Here is a 20,512-nt window from a genome sequence, read left to right on the forward strand (position 1 = left end):
CCTAGCAGCTACCTGCTAGAAATTTAGCTATCTTCTTCCTCCGCGTCGTCGTCCAGCTCGGGCGGAACAATAAAGACCGGAAGGCCAGCGTTACGCACGATGTGCTCGGCCGTGGAGTTGGTCCACCAGCCGCGGAAGCCGCTGAGCGCGCGGGTGCCGGTGACGATGATATCGACGTCGAGTTCTTGCGCGGCGTCGACAATAGCGGAGGCAATCGTGGTCACCGACTCCACCAAGTGGGCGCGGCCGGAAAGGCCCAGGTTTTCTGCAACCTCGACTCCTTGCCTACAAATCCGCAGCGCTTCCTCATAGGCCGGATCATCTTCCACCGCTTCCGGCGCCACCGTGGACTGGTGCATGCCAGTACGGCTGACTGCACGCGCTGCCTGACGGGCCATCGGCTCCCACGCCGTCAAAATCTCGACGTGGCGCGGGCGCAGCAGGCGGGCTGCGTGCTCCATCGCGCGGGCTGCCCGAGTGGAGCCGTCGTAAGCAATCAATATCGTCTCACCGTTACTCATGGATGCCATACTAATCCCCTCCGCGGGCATATCGCTGGGAATCGTGCACACTGGAAGGCATGGAGCTTTCCCCGTCCCCGATGTTCTCGGCCCGCACTGCGGCTGCTGCTGTCCTCACGCTTGGGCTTGGTTTTGGCCTGGCTTCCTGCGATAGCGAGCAGCCGGAAAGCACGCAGGAACCCGCAGCGTCGAGCTCGGCGCCTGGTGCGGCGTCGGCAAGCGCGGCACCGAGTACAACCCCCAGCGAAGAAGCGCCTGTGCCCGTGGACCGCCGCCAGCTGGCCGCATCGGTGCTCATGCCGCCCGCGGTGAACTACGACGACGCACTGGCCAAACTGCAGGCCGGCGCCGGCGGAATCTTCATCCCCAGCTGGGCAGACCCGGCGCTGCTCAGCGAGCCAGGACGCGACATTAACGCCCTGCGTGCGGCAGTGGGCCGCGATTTCCAAGTCTCCATTGATTTCGAAGGCGGGCGTGTACAGCGCTTTTCCGAAATCCTCGGCGAGCATCCTGCACCTGCGCAGATGGCCGCCGAGCATAGCCCAGAAGAAGTCGAGCAGATGGGTGCCGAGATCGGGCGCGTGCTGAAAGAACACGGCATCAACGTGGACTTCGCGCCGGTTCTCGACGTCGATGGTGGCGAACTCGAAGTAGTAGGCGACCGTTCCTTTTCCACCGACCCCAAGCAGGCCGGCGAGTACGGCGCGGCTTTTGCTCGCGGCCTGGAATCGGCGGGAGTAAAGGCTGTGTTCAAGCACTTCCCAGGTCACGGCCGCGCTTCCGGCGACACCCATCTCGGCGAGGCCGTGACTCCGCCGCTGGAGGAGCTCTACGGTCACGAGTTTGTGCCTTTCCAAGAGGCGATCCCGGCGGCTCCTGCGGCGGGACTCATGATGGGGCACCTCGTTGTGCCGGGGCTGGGCGACGGGCAAACCCCCGCCTCCATCAATCCCGCGGCGTACCAGCTTGCACGCGAGCAGCTGCACTATGGCGGGCCCATCTACACCGATGACATCGGCGGCATGGCCTCTATCGCAGACACCATGAACGTCCCGCAGGCGGTGGTGGCTGCGCTGGCTAGCGGCGCGGATATGCCACTGTGGTCTACGGATGCTGAATTCCCCGCGGCCGTCGATGCGGTGGTAGCAGCACTCGATGACGGCACGCTCACCGATGCGCAGCTGCAAGCCTCCGCCCAGCGGCTTACAGGTGGAAAATTGCCCGAATAGTAAGAGCTGATCAGTACCTTACTAGGAAAGTTTCAGCTTGAACGATAGTCTTTAAGGCGTGAAAAAGGCAGTAGGAAAGCAAACTGGCAAAGGCTGGCACATCACACTCGGTGTGATTGTCGGCCTTCTCCTCATCGCAGGCATCGCCTATGGGTGGGATGTAATTGCGAATCAGGGCAAGGTCCCGCGCGCGACGTCGGTTGGCGGCGTCAACATTTCCGGCATGGAGCGCACCGCAGCGGTGGACAAGCTGGAGCGGGAGCTTGGCGACGTCGAGACCAAGCCTGTCTCGGTCACCTCTGGAGAGAAGTCATCCCAGTTGGTGCCGAATGAATCCGGCTTAATTTTGAACTATCAAAAGGCCGTGGATGGTATCCCTGATGCTTCCTACAATCCGTTTAGCCGCCTTTATAGCTTCGTGAAATCCACCAAGGAAATCCCGGTGGCCGTGGACGTTGATGCCGCGGCTTTGGACAGCACTTTAGAGCGGGTAAAGAAGGAACTTTCCTTCGAGCCGAAGGACGGCATGCTGGAGCTAAACAACGGCGGCCTGAAGGTAACCAAGCCGGTCCTTGGTCAGACCGTGGATGATGCGGATCTGCAAAAGTCGGTGAAGGAGAACTGGCTGGACCCAGCCGGCGTTGAGGTGGCGCCTGTTGTTGTGGAGCCGGCGATTAACGACGACGCGATTGAAGCAATGCGCACCGGTGACGTCGCGAAGGCTTTGGATAACCCGCTGACCTTGAACGGTGAGAACAATGTCTCCGGCACGCTGCGCAAGAATGAGATCGTGCAGTTTGTTTCCATCGAGGCAAAGGATGGCAAGCTGGAACTGAAGGTGGATGCCCCGAAGGCGCGGCAGTTGTTTGAAGAGCGCATGGATGGCTCGCAGGTGCCAGGCCAGAACGCAAAGATTTCCTTCAGTGGCAGCAAGATGAACGTGACTCCATCGGTCGATGGCTCGATTATCGACTGGGAGAAGACCATGAAGGACTTCGATAAGCGTGTTAAGGGCGACGAGCGCACCTGGGATGCGGACTACAAGCCGGATCCGGCGGAGTACACCACCGAAATGGCGGAGAAGGCAACCTTCAACGACACTGTTTCTGAGTTTTCTACCGGTGGCTTTTCGGGCGCTTCGGGCGAGAATATCCGCCGTGTGGCGGAGCAGGTAAACGGCGCTGTTGTCAGCCCGGGCGAGACTTTCTCCCTGAACGGCTACACTGGCCCGCGCGGTACTGCGCAGGGCTATGTGGAATCCGGCATCATCATTGACGGCCACTCCGGCACTGCAGTGGGCGGCGGCATCTCGCAGTTCGCCACCACGTTGTACAACGCTGCCTATTTCGCCGGTATGGAAGACGTAGCGCACACGCCCCACTCCTATTACATCTCCCGCTACCCGGCGGGCCGTGAGGCAACCGTCTACGAGGGTGCTATCGACCTGCAGTTTAAGAACACCACGAATACCCCGGTCCGCATCGAGACCGACTTTGGCGGCGGCAAGATTGCGGTCCGTTTCAAGGGCGTGAAGACCTACAACGTGGAGTCCGTCAACAACGGCCGTTGGGCCACCACCCAGCCAACCCGTATGTCGGTGGGTAAGGATTGCTCGCCGTCGTCTGGCGCGCCAGGATTTACCACCTCTGATACCCGCATCATCAAGGACCTTTCCGGCCGCGAGGTATCCCGCGAGACCACTACCACGGTCTACGACCCGCAGCCGATCGTCTCGTGCTGATCACGAAGGGCGCCGCAAGCAAAAGCCTGCGGCGCCCTTAAAATTTGGAGCCGACGACGGGAATCGAACCCGCGCCGTAAGCTTGGGAAGCTCAAGTTCTACCATTAAACTACGTCGGCGCAATGCTATAGATGCATTGCCGAAAAGCATAGCACCGCGCATAGTTTCTAAAGCAAATGCCTTGGCAGATGTATCGGCAGAAACACAAGACGCGTAAACTCTAGGCCGTGCTTCTTTCAGATCGTGATATTCGTGCAGCCATTGACTCCGAGAACCTAGCCATCGAGCCATACGACGCCGAGATGGTCCAGCCCTCGTCTATCGACGTGCGCCTAGACAAGTTTTTCCGCGTCTTTAACAACTCGCGCTACACGCACATCGACCCAAAGGAAGAAATGCCGGACCTCACCAGTCTGGTAGAGGTCGAAGAAGGCGATGCCTTCGTGCTGCACCCAGGCGAGTTTGTATTGGGCGCGACCTTCGAGAAGTTCACCCTGCCAGCAGACCTGGCAGGCCGTCTGGAGGGCAAGTCCTCCCTGGGACGCCTGGGCCTTCTGACACACTCGACTGCGGGCTTTATTGACCCAGGCTTTTCCGGCCACATCACGCTGGAGCTTTCCAACACCGCTAACCTGCCGATTACCCTGTGGCCGGGCATGAAGGTAGGCCAGCTGGCGATTTTCAAGATGTCCTCGCCTGCGGAAAGCCCGTACGGTACGGGCGTGCTGGGTTCGAAGTATCAGGGCCAGCGTGGCCCGACGCCGTCGAAGTCTTACCTGAATTTCCGATAGTCTTCACGCTTCGTTTACATAACCGGCCTAACATTCGCGTTTATGCGTATGACGGTTATCGGCACTGGTTATCTCGGTGCAACCCACGCCGCCTGCATGGCTGAGCTCGGCCATGAGGTTATGGGCGTGGATGTGGATGAATCCAAGATTGAATCCCTTAAGTCCGGCAAGGTTCCCTTCTATGAACCCGGTTTGCCGGAGGTTCTGGAACGCAATATTGAGGCCGGCCGCCTTGCTTTCACCACCGACTATGCGCAGGCGGCGCAGTTTGCGAACGTCCACTTCCTAGGCGTTGGAACGCCACAGCGGCATGGCTCTTATGCCGCAGATATGACTTATGTAAAGGCCGTCATTCGAGACCTCGTGCCGCTTCTGGAAGGCGAGCACGTCATCTTTGGTAAGTCCACCGTTCCCGTGGGAACTGCGGCGGAGCTGCAGGAGATGGCGAATGAGTTGGCCCAGGAGGGCAGCCATGTGGAAATCGCGTGGAACCCAGAGTTTCTGCGCGAGGGCTATGCAGTAAAGGACACCATCGCTCCAGACCGCATCGTTTTGGGCGTGCGGGGCGGGCAGTCCCGCGGCGAGGCTGTAGCCCGTGAAGTCTATGCCAAGCCGTTGGCGCAGGATACGCCGTTTATTGTGACTGACCTGCAGACTGCCGAGCTGGTCAAGGTCTCTGCGAATGCGTTTCTGGCCACCAAGATTTCCTTCATCAACGCCGTGTCTGAGATCTGCGAGATTGCGGGCGCGGACGTCGTAAAGCTTGCCGATGCTATCGGTTACGACGAGCGCATCGGCCGTAAGTTCTTGGGCGCAGGTCTGGGCTTCGGCGGTGGCTGCCTGCCGAAGGATATTCGTGCATTCATGGCACGTGCCGGCGAGTTGGGTGCGGACCAAGCGCTGACCTTCCTGCGTGAGGTCGATGCCATCAATATGCGTCGCCGTGACCGCACCGTGGACATGGCTAAAGAGGCCTTCCAGGGTTCGCTGTTAGGCCACCGCGTGACAGTTCTGGGATGCGCTTTCAAACCGAACTCTGACGACGTTCGCGATTCGCCAGCGCTGTCCGTGGCGGGTTCTTTGTCCTTGGCTGGCGCTGCGGTTACCGTCTATGACCCAGAGGGCATGGAAAACGCCCGCAAGGTGTTTCCTACGTTGAACTACGCCGCTGACTGTGAGGAAGCTCTGCGCGAGAGCGAGCTGGTTATTCTCGCCACCGAATGGCAAGAATTCCGCCAGCTGGACCCCGCCGAAGTGGCGGAGCTGGTCACCAACAAACACATCATCGACGGCCGCAACGTCCTCGACGTTGAGGCGTGGAAGCAGGCCGGCTGGACCATCGAGGCGCTGGGCCGCAGCCTCTAGCGAACGGACAGGGCGCTATTAGTAGCGTCAGGTTCGGGACCCGCCTCACGCTGCGGGATGGTCAGCGCTGCGATGAGAGTGGTGATGGGCACTGCTAGGGTCAGTGCCATTGCACCCACGGCGGAGCGCAGGAGCTCGGTGGCTACGAGGTCGCTGGAAAGAATCTGGCCCGCCGGGCGCTGAGCTGCTGTAATCAGCATGAGCAGCGGCACTGACGCGCCGGTATATGTGAGGACGATGGTGTAGACCATGGAAGCGATATGGTCGCGGCCGACCTTCATGGCGGACTTGAACAGATCCGCAGGGCCTGCTTCGGGGTTGAGCTCATTGAGCTCGCGGACGGTGGAGGCCTGCGCGATGGAGATATCGTTGAGGCTGCCCAGCGCGCCGATGATGAATCCGCAGAGCAGGACACCCACGATGGAAACTCCGGGCATGTAGAGCAGGAGCTTGAGGTTGTCTTCGGAGCTAAGTCCCTGCAGGCTCGTTGAGTTGATAGTGGAGCTGGCCAGGAAAGCCGCCAGCAGCAGGGCGATGAGTGCACCGCCCAAAGCAGAGGCGGACTTCCAGTTGAACCCGTGCACGAGTGGTACAACGATGAAGATGATGGCGGCGCTGGTTACCAATGCCAAGCCCAAGGGGTTTGTGCCCTCGACGAGAGCGGGAAGCAAGTAGAAGAATACGATTGCGAGCGAAATTGCCAGGCCAATGAGCGAGCGCAATCCGTGCCATGCCGCGAAAGCAATGATGACGATAGCGGCGATGATGGCCCAGAGGACGAGGTTGCCGCTGCGTTGATAATCGGCGAAGGCATAGTCTACGTCCCCGTTGGGGCCGGTGGCCTCGGAGAGCAGGATCTTGTCACCCTCCTGCAAGTCTGGGTCACCCGCGACGCCAAAGTGCACCAGCTGGGTCATCTTGCCTGCGTTGTCCCCGGAGGTGATATCGATGAGGGAGCGGGTGCAATCGCCGCCTGGCTCCGCCGGAATGAGTGGTGGCTTGTCGAAGGCCTTGCCGGTCTGATCCGACTGGCAGATGGCGTGGTCGACAGTCTTGACCGTGCCCTCGGCCTGCGGGTGGTTCAGAGCGTAAGTCTGCGAGAACTCTGCGCTCGTGTGATCTACCGGAGAAGTGGTAGGGCGCAGGAAAATAGCGCCGATGATGGTTACAAGGACGGCCAGCGCAAGCCCGATAAGCAGCGCGAGACGCCACGGGTTTTGGTTCGTCGCTAAATAAAGGCGGCCTCCACTAGGAAAGGAGACCACCGGCTTGGAAGCCGTCGTGTGTTTGCCCATGCAGCTTATTGTGAACGATTGTCAGTTCAAATGGCAACTGCGCACAAAAATTGCAAACAAATACGAGGCCTTTCACTTAGAAAGGCGGCTTGAGCTACTGGCGGTAGCTGGCCAGGAAGTTGCCGAGGCGCTCGATAGCGTTTTCCAGCTGGGAAGCCCACGGCAGGGTAACCACGCGGAAGTGGTCCGGGTTTGGCCAGTTAAAACCAGTGCCCTGGACCATCAGGATCTTCTCCGAGCGCAGGATATCCAGCATCAGCTTGGAATCGTCGTGAATCTCGTAGACATTCGGATCCAAGCGTGGGAAGCAGTACAAAGCACCCATCGGCTTGGTGACGGAAACGCCCGGGATCTCGTTGAGCTTCTCGTAGGCCACGTTGCGCTGCTTGAGCAGGCGACCGCCCTCGCCCGTGAGCCCGTAGATGGACTGTCGTCCGCCGAGAGCTACCTGGATTGCGTGCTGTGCCGGAACGTTCGGGCACAGGCGGGTGCCCGCCAGTAGGTCGAGACCCTCGATGAAGCCGCGTGCATGGCTCTTCGGGCCGGTCAGAACCATCCAACCAGCGCGGTAACCAGCCACGCGATAAGCCTTGGAAAGACCGTTGAAGGTAATCGTCAGCAGATCCGGAGCGAGGGACGCGATCGAGATGTGCTTCGCGCCGTCGTAAAGAATGCGATCGTAAATCTCATCCGCCAAAATTAGCAGGTTGTACTCACGCGCTACGTCTACAATGCGCTGCAGAACCTCGCGGGAGTAGACGGCGCCCGTTGGGTTATTCGGGTTGATGACCACGATGGCCTTAGTCTTTTCTGTGACCTTCGCGCGGATATCCTCGATCGAAGGATTCCAGTCATCCTCCTCATCACACAGGTAGTGCACCGGCGTACCGCCCGCTAGGGAGGTGGCGGCAGTCCACAAAGGGTAATCGGGGGCTGGGATGAGTACCTCGTCGCCGTCGTTAAGCAGCGCCTGCGTGGTCATGGTGATGAGCTCAGAAACACCGTTGCCCAGGTAGACATCGTTGACGTCGAAGTGCGGGAAATCCTCCAGCTCGTAGCGGGTGACAATCGCGCGGCGCGCCGGAATGATTCCCTTCGACGTGGAATAGCCCTGGGAAGTCGGCAGCGCTGCGATCATGTCGCGCATGATGACGTCCGGGGCATCGAAACCGAATACGGCAGGATTGCCGGTGTTCAGCTTGAGGATGCTGTGGCCGTCGAGCTCCATGCGCTCCGCCTCCGCAGAGACCTCACCACGGATGTCATACGCGACGCCCTGAAGCTTGGTGGATTGGTCAAAAATGCGGTTGTTCGGTGTAGTCATGGAAAGTATTCTGCCACTTACAGACTATAAATGGGTCAACCGGCAGGCTTATTCTTTATTCCATTGCTCAAGCTTGCGCTTGGCCAGATTCATGGCCTCGCTGGTCAGCTCACCTGCTTGGCGGCGCCTCTCCGCCCACTGCGCTTGCTCCAAAGCCTTCTGCTGGGCGCGCTCTTGGGCCGTTAGCTGCAAAAGCTCGCGGCGGTGCTGGCGCTCAATCTTGCGCGGGGAGGGCTGGTGCCAGGACTTTGGGCCGATTTTGGCGACGTAGAGCATAATCCATAGCGCTGGGATGAGGAACAGTGCGCCCACGCCGCTGAGGAGAGCAATCGTGCCGGCGGTTTCGGAAACGACGAAGCAGGTGGTGGCGGCGAAGGTTAAGGCCATCGAGCCAATCAGCGCGGTGGCCAGGCGCGGCTTTTTGCCGGCTTTGTATGCACGCTCGACCTCGCCGCGGGAATAGACCTTGATTTCGGTGGCAGAAACCGCCGGGATGTCTGTGAACAAGGGGACCAACTCGCGGCGGGTGGTGGCGCGCATGACGTCGTCAGAGCGCTGCTCGAATTCCTCCATGCTGAGCCTGCCCTCGCCGACGGCGCGGGCGAGATCGTTGATGGCGTCCGTCTTCTCTGCGTCGGAAAGCCGCATTGAAGAGGAAGGATCGAAGGGCGAGGAACCGTAGCTGTGAGTCACAAATTCTACTATAGGAAAACTATTTGCCTTTGTGGTCAGCTGTTAGTGATCAGCTTTCTTCTGCTTCGATTCCGGCTGAGGTTTAGGCTCTGCGGGTTCGTTTTCTTGCTTGCCTTTGACCAAGCTAGATAAGAGCGGGAAGAGCACTACAGTCAGCGCGCCACCGGCAACAAAGATAGAGGCGGTTTCGGTATCGACGATTTTGGAGCTGACCGCGATGGTCATGACAGCGACGATGATCGGAAGACCCGTGGCGGCGTAAAGGGCGACCTGCAGGCGCTCGCGGGTGGTTTCGATATCGGAGCCGGTGTGGTGGATGTTCTCACGCAGGAATACCGGCAGGCCGCGGGTGACCAGAATCAGCGCGGGGATGCCGATGACCTTGAGAGGGCTATTGGCGATGACGTGCCAATCGATGGCCATGCCGGAGACCACAAAGAAGACGGGGATCAGCATGGAATAGCAGACCACATCGAGGCGGGTTTCGAGGCGCTTGTGGAACTCGTCCGGAATGATCCGGTTGAGGATGATGCCTGCGGCGAAGGCACCGAGGACGATGTCGAGCTCGAAGACCGAGGTCACGGCCATGAGGATGGCCAGGATCAGGATGATGAGGCGGAGGATGGTTTGGTTTGTGGAACCTGCGCCGGAAAGGAACGCCGTCTTGAGCCACGGCACTGCGACGATGAGCGCGCGCGGCATGACCGCAACGACGACCGCGATGATGATGAAGGCCAGCAGAATTAGCATCGTGGTCAAGGTGGAGCGGGTACCGAGCAGCAGAGCCATGGCGGTAATCGGTGCGACCTCGCCGATGGCGCCGTGGATGACGACGGAATTGCCCACCTTGGTGCCGAGGAGCTTGTCCTGCTTGAGCATTGGGGTGATGGTGCCCAAGGCCGTGGAGGTAAGCGCGATGGCCATGACGATGGCACTTGGAATGTCATCGAGCAGGAAATAAGCACCCACGAGACATGCCACCATGCAGATAAACCAGGTGGAAAAGCCGGTGACGGCTTGTTTAGATTTCAGCGTCGCAAGATCGATTTCGAATCCCGCGAGGAGGAACAAAGCGCCGACGCCCAGCTCTTTGAGCATGCCGATACCAGGGTCCTCGTGTGCGAGGTCTAATACAGACGGGCCCAGGATCATGCCGAACAAGATAAGCAGTGCCACGGCGGGCATCTTGTTTTTCAGCATGAAAGAAACCAGTGGCGCTAGGAGGGCGGCGGCCATGATCCAAGCGAAGGAGACGAGGGACGGGGTGTAGTCAGCTTCCCCAGATGCGAGCACCAATGTGTCGGCGGCGCTAGTCGCGACATTAAGCATGTCAACAGCGTACGCGTCGAATCTTCCATGTGCCTATTCGGCGAAGCATGCGCCTTTTCCACCTAGTCCTGTCTATCTGCTGATAGCCCCTTTACTTGGCTCCTTTATCAAGCTCCCCTTGCTGCCAAATGCCTTGATTTTCGGTTGATTCGGCTTTTAGTTACTCGATAAACAACCATTTGCAACGGACCGGATGACCGGGACCATTTGGCCAAAACGACGAAAGGGCAGCCTGGGTATCCCAGACTGTCCTCGTGAATGGCCAACCAGCTTTACTCTGACGCTGGCGGCTTGGGCGCAGCTGGTGGCTGTGGCGCTGCGGGTGGCTTGGGCGCTGCGGGTGGCTGCGGCGCTGTTGGCGGCTTTGGCGCGGCCGGTGGTTCAGGCGTGGCTGCCGCAGGTGGCTTTGGCGCAGTCGGTGCTGCAGGTGCAGCGGGCGCCGGGGCACTAGGTGCCGCCGGCGCAGCTGGTGGTTGTGGTGCAGCAGCCGCTGGGGGAGTAGGAGCACTCGGGGCCGTCGGTGCTGGAGTTACAGGTGGTTGTGGTGCAGCCGGCGCGGCCGGTGGAGTTGGAGCTGGCGGAGTTTGAGCAGAGGGTGCGGCGGGCGCCGAGGGAGCGGCTGGTGCGGCGGGCGCCGAGGGAGCGGCAGGTGCAGCAGGAGAAGCCGGGGTAGCCGGTGCGGGCGCAGCTGGCGCTGCAGGCACGGCCGGAGAAGGTGTAGAGGGGGCAGCTGGGGTTGCGGAAGCGGCCGAAGCAGACGCAGCTGGGGCGGAATCGGCAGATGCTGGGCGCGCCGCGGAAGGCGCAGGCGTCTGGGAAGGTGCCTTGCGGCGGATTGGCGTGCCGAGGAACGCCTTCGGCCGCGGCTCGGGGAGGGCGCCGTCGGCGTCGGCGACGGAAGCGCGGAGCATGAGGGCAACGTCGGTGACGGCAGGTGCAGCGGACGCTGCTGCAGAACCGGGGGCGTCGGCAAGCGCTTTAACGCCGCCGGTGAACATGACGTTGCAGAATGGACAACCCGTGGCAATCTCCTCCGCGCCGGTGGCGCTGGCCTGCTCCGCGCGGAACTCGTTGATGCGGGTGCCTAGCTTTTCCTCCATGAACATGCGCGCGCCGCCAGCGCCACAGCAGAAGGCCTCGTCGCGGTTACGGTCCATCTCACGGAGGGAAACGCCAGTGGCTTCCAGCAGCTCACGCGGCGGATCGAAGACCTTGTTGTGGCGGCCCAAGAAGCACGGATCGTGGTAGGTAATTGGCTTGCGGTTTTCCGGGGTACGCGGGATCGGCTTGAGCAGGCCCTCACGCACTAGGCGGTTGAGCAGCTGGGTGTGGTGGAAGACGTCGAAGTGCCCATCGAAGTCTGGGTACTCGTTACGCAGCGTGTTGAAGCAGTGCGGGCAGGTGGTGATGATCTTGCGCTGGCCTTCCGGAACGCCTTCGAAAGCGTTGTTTAGGGTCTCAACGTTTTGCTGCGCCATCATCTGGAACAGGAACTCGTTGCCAGCACGGCGCGCGGGATCGCCGGTGCAGGTCTCACCAGTAGAAAGCACGCCGAACTTCACGCCCGCCGTGTGCAGCAGGTCCACCACGGCGCGGGTGGTCTTGCGGCCCTGTTCGTCGTAGGCACCGGCGCAGCCGACCCAGAACAGGTACTCCATGTCGGCAAAGTCCGTGGCGTCCTCGCCGATGATAGGCACCTCGATGCCGTCGGCGCGTGCCTCATCGATCCAGGCGCGGCGCTCAGAGTTATTGCGGCCCCACGGGTTGCCCTTGGTCTCAATGTTTTTGAACAGTCCGGTCAGCTCAGAGGGGAAGTCGGATTCCGCCAAGACCTTGAAGCGGCGCAGGTCAGCGATGTGGTCGATGTGCTCGATGTCGGTCGGGCACTGGTCCACGCAGGCGCCGCAGTTGGTGCAGGACCAGAGGACGTCGTCGTCAATAGCGTTTGCCATTGCCAACACGTTGACGCCCTCGTGCGGGTTGTAGTTCTCGACGGCGGCATCGCGCATGTCCATCACGAACTTCTTCGGACTCAGCGGCTTCTCGGTGTTCCACGCCGGGCAAAGGTCCTGGCAGCGGCCGCACTCGGTGCACGAGGTGGTATCGAGCAGCATCTTCCAGCTGCCGGGGGCGATGTCTTCTTCGAGGTCCGGGGTCGGAAGGGAGCCGAGTGCCTTGTCGCCGCTGACGTTGCGCTGGAAGAAGATGTTGAAAAACGCCATGAAGCGGTGCCACATGACGCCCCAGGTGAAGTGGCGCGAAATCAGGAAGATGAAAATCAGGCCGGTAAGCAGCTTGAACAGCGCGAAGAAGGACACCAGCGCTGGCGAGGCGGGAAGCAGCTTGGCCAGGTGGATGGAAAGGAAATCCGCCCACGGGGAGCCGTGGCCAAACGCCGCGATTTTCGACGCCTTGACCAGCAGCATTCCAAGCCCCTCCAGGAAGACCACGGCCTCGACGATGCGGGCAGGGCCTGGCTGGGAGTTGTAGAAACGGGAGCCGCGCTCGGTGTGTCCATACTTGAGGCGAACGCCGATGAGGAAGCTAATGCCCACAACGGTGGCGATACCGAGGACCTCTTCGATGAAGTGATAGACCGACCAATGCGATAGCAGCGGCCAGCCTCGCGACGGCGCGAAGGTCTGGATATAGGCTTCAAACCAGACGAGGATGCCGAAGAGGAATCCCACCATGACTGCCCAGTGCGCCGCGTTGACGAAGGGGCGGCCCTTGAAGTGCGTGTGGCCGAATACTTCCACCACGACCCGCCACAGGCGCTTGCCTAGGTGGTCGAAACGCTGCAGCAGAGTTGGCCCGCCGGAGCGAATGAAAGCGAACATGCCCCATGCGCGGTACGCAAAGTAGCCCCACACGGGGATCGAAACGAGGATGGCTAGCCAACCGAAGACGGCTGTCATTTCACGGACTCCTTATAAAGTTGCGCGCAGATATAAACAGCCTAAACGGTGGGCGCGCAAAGATGGGAGTCGGTATTCATCGCGGTTTCGAACCGAGCCCAGCCGGCAAACGCGAGGCACAGCTTTTCGACGCACTCGCCGAAAGGCTAGTCCTCTTCGGCGAACTGCGCCTGATTAAGCCGCCAGTAGGCGCCTTCGCGGGCAAGCAGCTCGGCGTGGGTGCCTTGCTCGACGATGCGGCCTTCCTCCATGACGAGGATGAGGTCCGCATCCCGGATGGTGGAAAGACGGTGGGCGATGACGAAGGAGGTGCGGTCGGCGCGCAGCGCATTCATCGCGTGCTGGACGAGCATCTCGGTGCGGGTATCCACAGAGGAGGTGGCCTCGTCGAGGATGAGCAACGCCGGCTGGGCCAGGAAGGCGCGTGCGATGGTGATAAGTTGGCGCTCGCCAGCAGAGATAGCGCCGGCGTCTTGGTCGATGAGTGTGTCGTAGCCATCGGGCAAAGCGCGCACGAAGCGGTCCACGTAGGTGGCCTTTGCTGCTTCGATGACCTCCTCGTCGGTGGCATCTAGGCGGCCGTAGCGGATGTTTTCCATGATGGTGCCCTCAAAGAGCACAGCGTCCTGGAGCACCATGCCCACCTGCGAGCGCAGTTCGGTGCGCGACATTTCGGCGGTGTCATTGCCATCGATAGTGATGGTGCCGGAATTCAGCTCGTAGAAGCGCATGATGAGGTTGACCAGCGTGGTCTTGCCCGCGCCGGTAGGCCCGACGATGGCGGCGGTCTGGCCCGGCTCAACGCGCAGGTTGAGATCCTCGATGAGCGGCTTGTCTTCCGAGTAGGAGAAGTCCACGCCGCGGAACTCCACCAAGCCCCGCGCGCGGCCTTCGAAGTGCGAGGTCGCGGTGTCCGGGCGCTGTTCCTCAGCGTCGAGGAATTCGAAGACGCGCTCGGCGGAAGCAACACCGGATTGGATTTGCTGCATCATGCCGCCCAGCTGGCCCAGCGGCTGGTTGAACTCGCGGGAGTACTGAATGAAGGCTTGTGCGCCACCCAAGGTGAGCTGGCCGTGGGCCACGCGCAGCGCGCCCATCACGGCGATGACCACGTAGGACAGATAAGAGATGAACTGCATGACCGGCATCATCATGCCGGAGAGGAACTGCGCTTGCGATGCAGATTTATAAAGTTCCTCATTGCGTTCATCGAATTCTTCGGTCATGGCGTCCATGCGGCCATAGACCAAGGCGAGGTCGTGCCCGGAGAAGGCCTCTTCCACCTGGCCGTTGAGTTGGCCGGTGGCACGCCACTGGGTGGCGAATTGCTTCTGCGAGCGCGCGCCGATGACACCAATGACGATGCCGGTCAGCGGCAGCGAAAGCAGGGCCACCAGTGCGAGCTGCCAAGACACGGAGAACATCATGACGGTAATGCCCACCACCATGAGCAGGTCGTAGAAGACCTGCGAGACCGCTTGCTGGAGCGCGGTCTGGATATTGTCGGCGTCGTTTGTCGTGCGCGAGAGCAGGTCGCCGCGGGAGTTGGTGTCGAAGTAGTTCAGCGGCAGCGCGTTGACCTTGGCCTGGATGCGTTGGCGCAGGTCATAGACCGCGCGCATCACCAATGAGTTGAGAATATGACCCTGCCACCACTGGAAGAGCGCGGAGACCAAGTACATCGCGATGACGATGGTGATGATGCGGCCCAATTGCGTGAAGTCGATGCCCAGGCCTGGGCGCAGGTCCATGGCGGAAGCCATGTCCGCGAAGGTGTCCTTGCCTTCCGCCCGCAGGCCCTCGATGACCTGCTCCTCGCTGGTGCCCGCCGGCAGCTGCTTGGAAAGCACGCCGGCGAAGATGACGTCGGTTGCCTTGCCCATCACCTTCGGTGCGTAGACCGCGAGGAATACGCAGACGATGTTCATCAATGCGATGATGATAAGCCGCGATTTGAAGGGCATGAGCAGCCCGAACAAGCGCTTCGCGGAAGGCCAGAATGCCTTAGCCTTGCGTGGCGCGTTGCCGGACCAATCGTCCCCGGCGGTCTTGGCTTCGAGTTCGTGGAGCTCTTCTTCGGTCATGCCGTGCGCATCTTGTGCAGTGCTTGCCATTACTGCTCACCTTCTACTGGTGTGGCTTGAGAATCGACGATTTCCTTATAAGTTTCAGAGCCTTCGACCAGCTCGGCGTGGGTGCCACGGGCGACGATGCGGCCGGCTTCCATGACCAGGATTTGGTCGGCGTCCATGATGGAGGACACGCGCTGGGCGACGACCACCATCGTGGCGTCGGCAAGCAGCGGGCTCTCGTGCAGGGCCTGACGTACGTTCGCGTCGGTGACCACGTCGAGGGCAGAGAAGGAGTCGTCGAAGAGCAGCACCTTCGGTCGCGCAACGAGCATGCGCGCGATGGATAGGCGCTGGCGCTGGCCGCCGGAGACGTTCGTTCCGCCTTGGGAAATGGGCATGTCCAGGCCCTTTTCGTCCCTTTCCACGAAGTTTGCTTGGGCGATGCGCAGCGCTTCCCACAGCTCCTCGTCGGTGGCTTCAGGGCGGCCGAGGCGCAGGTTAGAAGCCACGCTTCCGCTAAACAGGTAGGGCTTTTGCGGCACGAGGGACACGCGCTTGACGATGTCCTGGCGGTTCATGCGGGAGACATCCGCGCCGTCGAGAAGCACCTGGCCCTCGGTGGGCAGATACAAACGCGGAATCAGGTGCAGCAAGGTCGACTTGCCGGAGCCGGTGGAGCCGATGATGGCGGTGGTCTGGCCGGGCCGGGCAGTGAAGGAGATGTCGTGGAGGACCGGGGCGTCGGCGCCGGCGTAGGTGAATGTGACGTCACGGAACTCGACGACGCCGTCGTTGCGCTCCGGCGTCACGTTCTTCGCAGGCTCGGCGATGGAAGGCTCGTGCTCCAGTACCTCGGTGATGCGCTTAGCGCAGATAATGGCGCGGGGCAGCATCATGGCCATGAACGTGCCCATCATGACGGCGGCGAGGATTTGCAGCAGGTATTGCAAGAACGCGGTCAGCGCGCCGATTTCCACAAGGCCCTCATCCACGCGGTGGCCGCCGAACCACAGCACGGCGCCGGTAGCGACGTTGAGGATGACAGTGATGATGGGGAACATCAGGACGAAAATCTGGCCGATCTTCAAGGAAAGCTGCGTGAGATCGTGGTTGGCCTTGGTGAAGCGCTCGGTCTCGTGGGCCTCGCGGACGAAGGCGCGCACGACACGAATGCCCACGATTTGTTCGCGGAGGGTGCCGTTTAGGGAATCGAGTTTGTCCTGCATGCTGCGGAAAAGCGGCATGAGCTTGGCGATGAGCGCGGAAATCACGCCGAGGAGAACCGCCACGGCGACCCAGACCAACCAGGACAATCCGGCATCCTCGCGCACCGCCATGACGATGCCGCCGATGGACATGATGGGTGCGGCCACCATGAAGTCCAACATCATCAGGTAAACCATCTGCACCTGCTGGACGTCGTTCGTGCCGCGCGTGATGAGGGTGGGCGTGCCGTAGTGGCCCATGTCCTCGGCGGAGAAACGAGCGACGCGGCGAAAGACCTCGCTGCGCAGGTCGCGGCCGACGCCCATGGCGGTGCGGGCGCCAAACCACACGGCGGCGACGGCGGTAATGACTTGGGCGAAAGCTACGGCGAGCATGATGCCGCCGGTGTGCCAGATGTAGTCGATGTCCACCTTGGCCACGCCGTTGTCGATGATGTCAGCGTTGAGCGAGGGCAGATACAAGGTGGCGGCGGTGGATAGTGCTTGGAGCACAATGACTGCAAGCACGAAGCCACCATAGGGTTTTGATCGAGAGACCAGAATGCGAACTAGCTCCACTAGACCGACCTTTACTTAAGAATTGAAATTAACTCGGTCGAGTCTAATGCGAATGTGAAGAATGTGACTAGCCGCGTGCAGGTGGTATCGGCTGAATCACGTTTGAGTGCTAAAAGCAGACTGGCGCAAGTTGCGCGCGGCGGGTGACGGTGGCCCAGTCTTCGGGTTGCTCGGTGGGCTGGCGCAGACGAGGTCCACACACATGCCGGCGCCGATGAGCCTTTCAGCTGTGGATAGCGCCGCCGGGCCATCGCCGACGATTGCGACACGCTGCATGGAAACCTCCTTGATTTATTGTTTATAGACCGTTTTGTCTAATAATCTAGTCCGACCTGTTCAGTTCTGGCAATTTTTATTCTTGCATTGCCCCAAGCTCATCGGACTATTCGCGTGTTCAGCGCGCAATGTCTCCTGCACGAATGCGCCGCCTTGCCTAAAGTGAGTCGGCATGACCCAATCGTTAAACCTGCTGGACGGCGACAAGCCCTACCGCGACCCCAGCATTAGCCCGGAAGGCACGCGCGATACCGCGCCGCTCAACCAAGATATTGCCGCGAAAAACGAGCGCCTTGTCGATGAATGGGCGGACAAGCTCTATGCAGAATCCGCCGAAAACATCATGGCGTGGGCTGCAGAGCACGCGCCGGGCCGGCTGGCAGTGACGATGTCGATGGAAAACACGGTGCTGGCGGAGCTCGCGCACCGCGCACAGCTGGACGCAGACCTGCTCTTTATCGACACTGGCTGGCACTTTCCGGAGACGTTGGCTGTGGCCAACGAGGTTGAGGAGCGCTATGCGGATCTTCCTCTAGTCCGCGTGAAGCCGCTGCTGAGCCCGGAGGAGCAGGACGAAATCTATGGTCCGCGGCTCTATGCACGTGATACCAGCGCATATAACCGTATGCGCAAAGTGGAACCGCTGAACATGGCGATGGACCCATACGTTGGTTGGGTGACCGGTCTGCGCCGCGCGGATTCTGAACATCGCGCCACGGCCCCAGCGCTGAGCCTGGACCAGCACGGAAGGTTAAAGATTTCGCCGATGGTTACCTGGGATTTGGCAGATACGGATCGTTATATCGCGGACAATGATCTGATTATCCATCCCTTGACGCTGAAAGGCTATCGCTCTATCGGCTGTGCGCCTTTGACCTTCCCGGTGGGTAAGGGCGAGGACGCTCGTTCCGGCAGGATTTTTGGAGACGGCAAGACAGAATGCGGGTTGCACGAATGACACAGAAAAACACACTTTCGCCCCACTTAAAGGACTTGGAAAATGAGTCCATCCACATCCTGCGCGAGGTAGCAGGCCAGTTCGATAAGGTCGGCCTGCTTTTCTCCGGCGGCAAGGATTCCGTGGTGGTCTTCGAATTGGCGCGCCGTGCCTTTGCACCAGCGGTGGTGCCTTTCGAGCTTGTGCACGTTGATACCGGGCATAACTTCCCAGAGGTCATCGAATTCCGTGACCGCTTGGTTGCTGAGACCGGTGCGCGCCTGCACGTGGCTAAGGTGCAAGATTGGATTGACCGCGGCGAGCTGCAGGAACGCCCTGATGGTACACGCAATCCGCTGCAGTCGGTGCCGTTGGTTGAAACCATCGCGCAGCGCCAGTACGACGCCGTGCTGGGCGGCGCCCGCCGCGACGAGGAGCGGGCGCGTGCGAAGGAACGCATCTTCTCCATCCGCGATTCCTTTGGCGGCTGGGATCCGCGCCGCCAGCGCCCAGAGCTGTGGGATCTCTACAACGGCGGCAAGATGGCCGGTGAGAACGTGCGCGTTTTCCCAATCTCCAACTGGACCGAGTCTGATATCTGGGAGTACATCGGCGCGCGCGAGCTGCAGCTTCCTTCCATCTATTACTCCCACGAACGCGAGCTGTTCAATCGCAATGGCATGTGGCTGTGCCCGGGCGAGTGGGGCGGCCCGCGCGAGGGCGAGGAGCTTAAAAAGAAGACCGTGCGCTATCGCACCGTGGGCGATATGTCCTGCACTGGCGCCGTTGAATCCACGGCCTCGACCCCGGAGGAAATCCTGGCGGAGATTTCCGTTTCCACCCTGTCCGAGCGCGGCGCGACCCGCGCGGATGACAAACTTTCTGAATCCGCCATGGAAGACCGCAAGAAGGAAGGCTACTTCTGATGACTAATTCTTCACTCGTCGAACGCCTCACCACCCGCGAGACGCTGCGCCTGTGCACTGCAGGTTCTGTGGACGACGGTAAGTCCACCTTCGTTGGCCGCCTTCTTTATGACACCAAGTCTGTGCTGGCGGACCAGGTAGAATCCATGGAACGCTCCTCGGCGGATCGCGGTTTCGACGGCATGGATTTGAGCTTGCTTGTCGACGGCCTGCGTGCCGAGCGCGAGCAGGGCATCACGATCGATGTGGCCTACCGCTACTTTGCGACGGACAAGCGCACCTTCATCTTGGCGGATACCCCGGGCCATGTGCAGTACACGCGCAACACGGTCACCGGCATGTCTACCTCCCAGGCAGTGGTGCTGCTTATCGACGCCCGACACGGCGTCGTCGAGCAGACGCGTCGCCACCTGAACGTGGCTGCGCTGCTGGGCGTGCGCCACGTGATTCTTGCAGTCAACAAGATTGACCTGGTGGATTATGATGAGGCGACGTTCCGCGCGATTGAGGCGGAGTTCGGTGAGATTGCACGTCGCCTGGGAATTACAGATTCCACGGTCATCCCGATTTCCGCGCTGAAGGGCGATAACGTCGTGGAGAAATCCGCGTCGATGCAGTGGTACACCGGCCCGACGGTGCTGGAAACCCTTGAGACCATCCCAGTGGCCGGTGGCCGCGCGGAGGAGCTGGATTTCCGTTTCCCCATTCAGCACGTGATTCGCGAGCATGCCTCTGACTACCGCGGCTACGCGGGACGCATCAAGGCGGGCACGGTTGCGGTCGGTGACGAGGTGACCGCGCCGCATGGTCGGACGACAACGGTCACTCACATCGACACCACCGACGGGGAACTTGGCCCCGAGGAGCGCGCGACCGCCGGTGATTCGGTGGTGCTGCGATTGGCCGATGAAATTGACCTAACTCGTGGCGACCTGCTGGCGGGTAGCGCCCGCCCGGCCGATGCCCGTGAGTTTGCTGCGACTGCGGTGGTGCTCACAGAAAAGGACATCACGCCGGGGCAGATGCTCAAGCTGCGCTATGGAACCTCGTTGGTCAAGGCCCGCGTGGCATCGGTAGACCGCATCCTGGACTTGGATGGCGTGGCTGACGATGAGGCGCCGGAGAAGGCGAGCCTCAACGATATCGCGTACATCACCGTGCAAACGCAGGCTGAGCTGCCTGTTGAGGACTACGCGGCGCGCGGTGCGGTGGGTAACTTCTTGCTCATCGACCAGGCCAATGGCAACACTCTGGCCGCGGGCTTCGTGGGCAAGCGCCTGCGCGGCTAGGGCTTCACTGGTGTAACGGTAG

General features: G+C 60.9%; 16 protein-coding genes and 1 tRNA gene. 7 read left to right on the forward strand and 10 right to left on the reverse strand.

Annotated features, from left to right (window positions below; all coding sequences use genetic code 11):
- Positions 1-23 precede the first annotated feature (23 nt).
- On the reverse strand, positions 24-521 hold the full coding sequence (locus HMPREF2935_RS01225) for a universal stress protein (protein WP_070731739.1): 498 nt from the start codon (positions 519-521) through the stop codon (positions 24-26).
- A gap of 59 nt (positions 522-580) precedes the next feature.
- On the opposite strand from HMPREF2935_RS01225, the gene HMPREF2935_RS01230 reads away from it, so the two are divergent.
- Together HMPREF2935_RS01230 and HMPREF2935_RS01235 are read left to right on the forward strand one after the other, a co-directional pair.
- Positions 581-1,750 carry a glycoside hydrolase family 3 N-terminal domain-containing protein gene (locus HMPREF2935_RS01230; RefSeq protein WP_246817753.1) on the forward strand — a complete coding sequence of 390 codons (1,170 nt, stop codon included), beginning with the start codon at positions 581-583 and terminating at the stop codon, positions 1,748-1,750.
- 58 nt (positions 1,751-1,808) lie between these two features.
- Positions 1,809-3,491: a VanW family protein gene (locus HMPREF2935_RS01235; protein ID WP_210400711.1), complete on the forward strand. Its 1,683-nt coding sequence runs from the start codon at positions 1,809-1,811 to the stop codon at positions 3,489-3,491.
- 45 nt (positions 3,492-3,536) lie between these two features.
- On the opposite strand, the gene HMPREF2935_RS01240 is transcribed toward HMPREF2935_RS01235, so the two are convergent.
- Positions 3,537-3,610: transfer RNA gene (locus HMPREF2935_RS01240), tRNA-Gly, on the reverse strand.
- Between the two features lie 108 nt (positions 3,611-3,718).
- On the opposite strand from HMPREF2935_RS01240, the gene dcd reads away from it, so the two are divergent.
- Complete coding sequence (gene dcd / locus HMPREF2935_RS01245; RefSeq protein WP_061924975.1) at positions 3,719-4,282, forward strand: dCTP deaminase; 564 nt, start codon at positions 3,719-3,721, stop codon at positions 4,280-4,282.
- A 42-nt stretch (positions 4,283-4,324) separates the two neighbouring features.
- Positions 4,325-5,647, forward strand: a complete 1,323-nt coding sequence (locus HMPREF2935_RS01250; protein ID WP_070518583.1) for a UDP-glucose dehydrogenase family protein — start codon at positions 4,325-4,327, stop codon at positions 5,645-5,647.
- Here the strand turns inward: HMPREF2935_RS01250 and HMPREF2935_RS01255 are convergent.
- The 8 genes from HMPREF2935_RS01255 to HMPREF2935_RS13125 all read right to left on the reverse strand — a co-directional run bounded on the left by HMPREF2935_RS01255 (position 5,644) and on the right by HMPREF2935_RS13125 (position 17,338).
- Entirely contained in the window at positions 5,644-6,942 is a 1,299-nt protein-coding gene (locus HMPREF2935_RS01255; protein ID WP_082785832.1) for a YibE/F family protein, read from the reverse strand. The two genes, HMPREF2935_RS01250 and HMPREF2935_RS01255, sit on opposite strands and share 4 nt — an antisense overlap.
- A 94-nt stretch (positions 6,943-7,036) precedes the next feature.
- A complete protein-coding gene (locus tag HMPREF2935_RS01260; RefSeq protein ID WP_061924969.1) occupies positions 7,037-8,266 on the reverse strand; it encodes a pyridoxal phosphate-dependent aminotransferase in 1,230 nt (409 codons plus the stop codon).
- A gap of 48 nt (positions 8,267-8,314) precedes the next feature.
- On the reverse strand, positions 8,315-8,959 hold the full coding sequence (locus HMPREF2935_RS01265) for a DUF1707 SHOCT-like domain-containing protein (RefSeq protein WP_371326218.1): 645 nt from the start codon (positions 8,957-8,959) through the stop codon (positions 8,315-8,317).
- A gap of 42 nt (positions 8,960-9,001) precedes the next feature.
- Positions 9,002-10,288: a cation:proton antiporter gene (locus HMPREF2935_RS01270; RefSeq protein ID WP_070731670.1), complete on the reverse strand. Its 1,287-nt coding sequence runs from the start codon at positions 10,286-10,288 to the stop codon at positions 9,002-9,004.
- A gap of 272 nt (positions 10,289-10,560) precedes the next feature.
- A complete protein-coding gene (locus HMPREF2935_RS01275) occupies positions 10,561-13,206 on the reverse strand; it encodes a (Fe-S)-binding protein (protein ID WP_070731671.1) in 2,646 nt (881 codons plus the stop codon).
- Between the two features lie 146 nt (positions 13,207-13,352).
- Complete coding sequence (locus HMPREF2935_RS01280; protein ID WP_070455366.1) at positions 13,353-15,320, reverse strand: ABC transporter ATP-binding protein; 1,968 nt, start codon at positions 15,318-15,320, stop codon at positions 13,353-13,355.
- The gene (locus tag HMPREF2935_RS01285; RefSeq protein ID WP_070731673.1) at positions 15,320-17,062 is read right to left on the reverse strand and encodes an ABC transporter ATP-binding protein; all 1,743 of its coding nucleotides are present in this window, start codon (positions 17,060-17,062) and stop codon (positions 15,320-15,322) included. Before HMPREF2935_RS01285 ends, HMPREF2935_RS01280 begins: the two co-directional genes overlap by 1 nt.
- 96 nt (positions 17,063-17,158) lie before the next feature.
- Positions 17,159-17,338, reverse strand: coding sequence for a hypothetical protein (locus HMPREF2935_RS13125; protein ID WP_062036937.1), 180 nt, complete (start codon positions 17,336-17,338; stop codon positions 17,159-17,161).
- A gap of 172 nt (positions 17,339-17,510) precedes the next feature.
- On the opposite strand from HMPREF2935_RS13125, the gene HMPREF2935_RS01295 reads away from it, so the two are divergent.
- The 3 genes from HMPREF2935_RS01295 to HMPREF2935_RS01305 are packed head-to-tail and all read left to right on the forward strand — an operon-like array spanning position 17,511 to position 20,490.
- Positions 17,511-18,296 (forward strand): phosphoadenylyl-sulfate reductase, encoded by a 786-nt coding sequence (locus tag HMPREF2935_RS01295; RefSeq protein WP_070731674.1) that lies wholly within the window; start codon positions 17,511-17,513, stop codon positions 18,294-18,296.
- Positions 18,293-19,201 (forward strand): sulfate adenylyltransferase subunit CysD, encoded by a 909-nt coding sequence (gene cysD / locus HMPREF2935_RS01300; protein WP_061924952.1) that lies wholly within the window; start codon positions 18,293-18,295, stop codon positions 19,199-19,201. Before HMPREF2935_RS01295 ends, cysD begins: the two co-directional genes overlap by 4 nt.
- On the forward strand, positions 19,201-20,490 hold the full coding sequence (locus HMPREF2935_RS01305) for a sulfate adenylyltransferase subunit 1 (protein WP_070731676.1): 1,290 nt from the start codon (positions 19,201-19,203) through the stop codon (positions 20,488-20,490). The genes cysD and HMPREF2935_RS01305 overlap by 1 nt, the downstream gene beginning before the upstream one ends.
- Positions 20,491-20,512 lie beyond the last annotated feature (22 nt).

Source organism: Corynebacterium sp. HMSC076D02, assembly GCF_001813815.1.
Taxonomy (GTDB): Bacteria; Actinomycetota; Actinomycetes; order Mycobacteriales; family Mycobacteriaceae; genus Corynebacterium; species Corynebacterium simulans.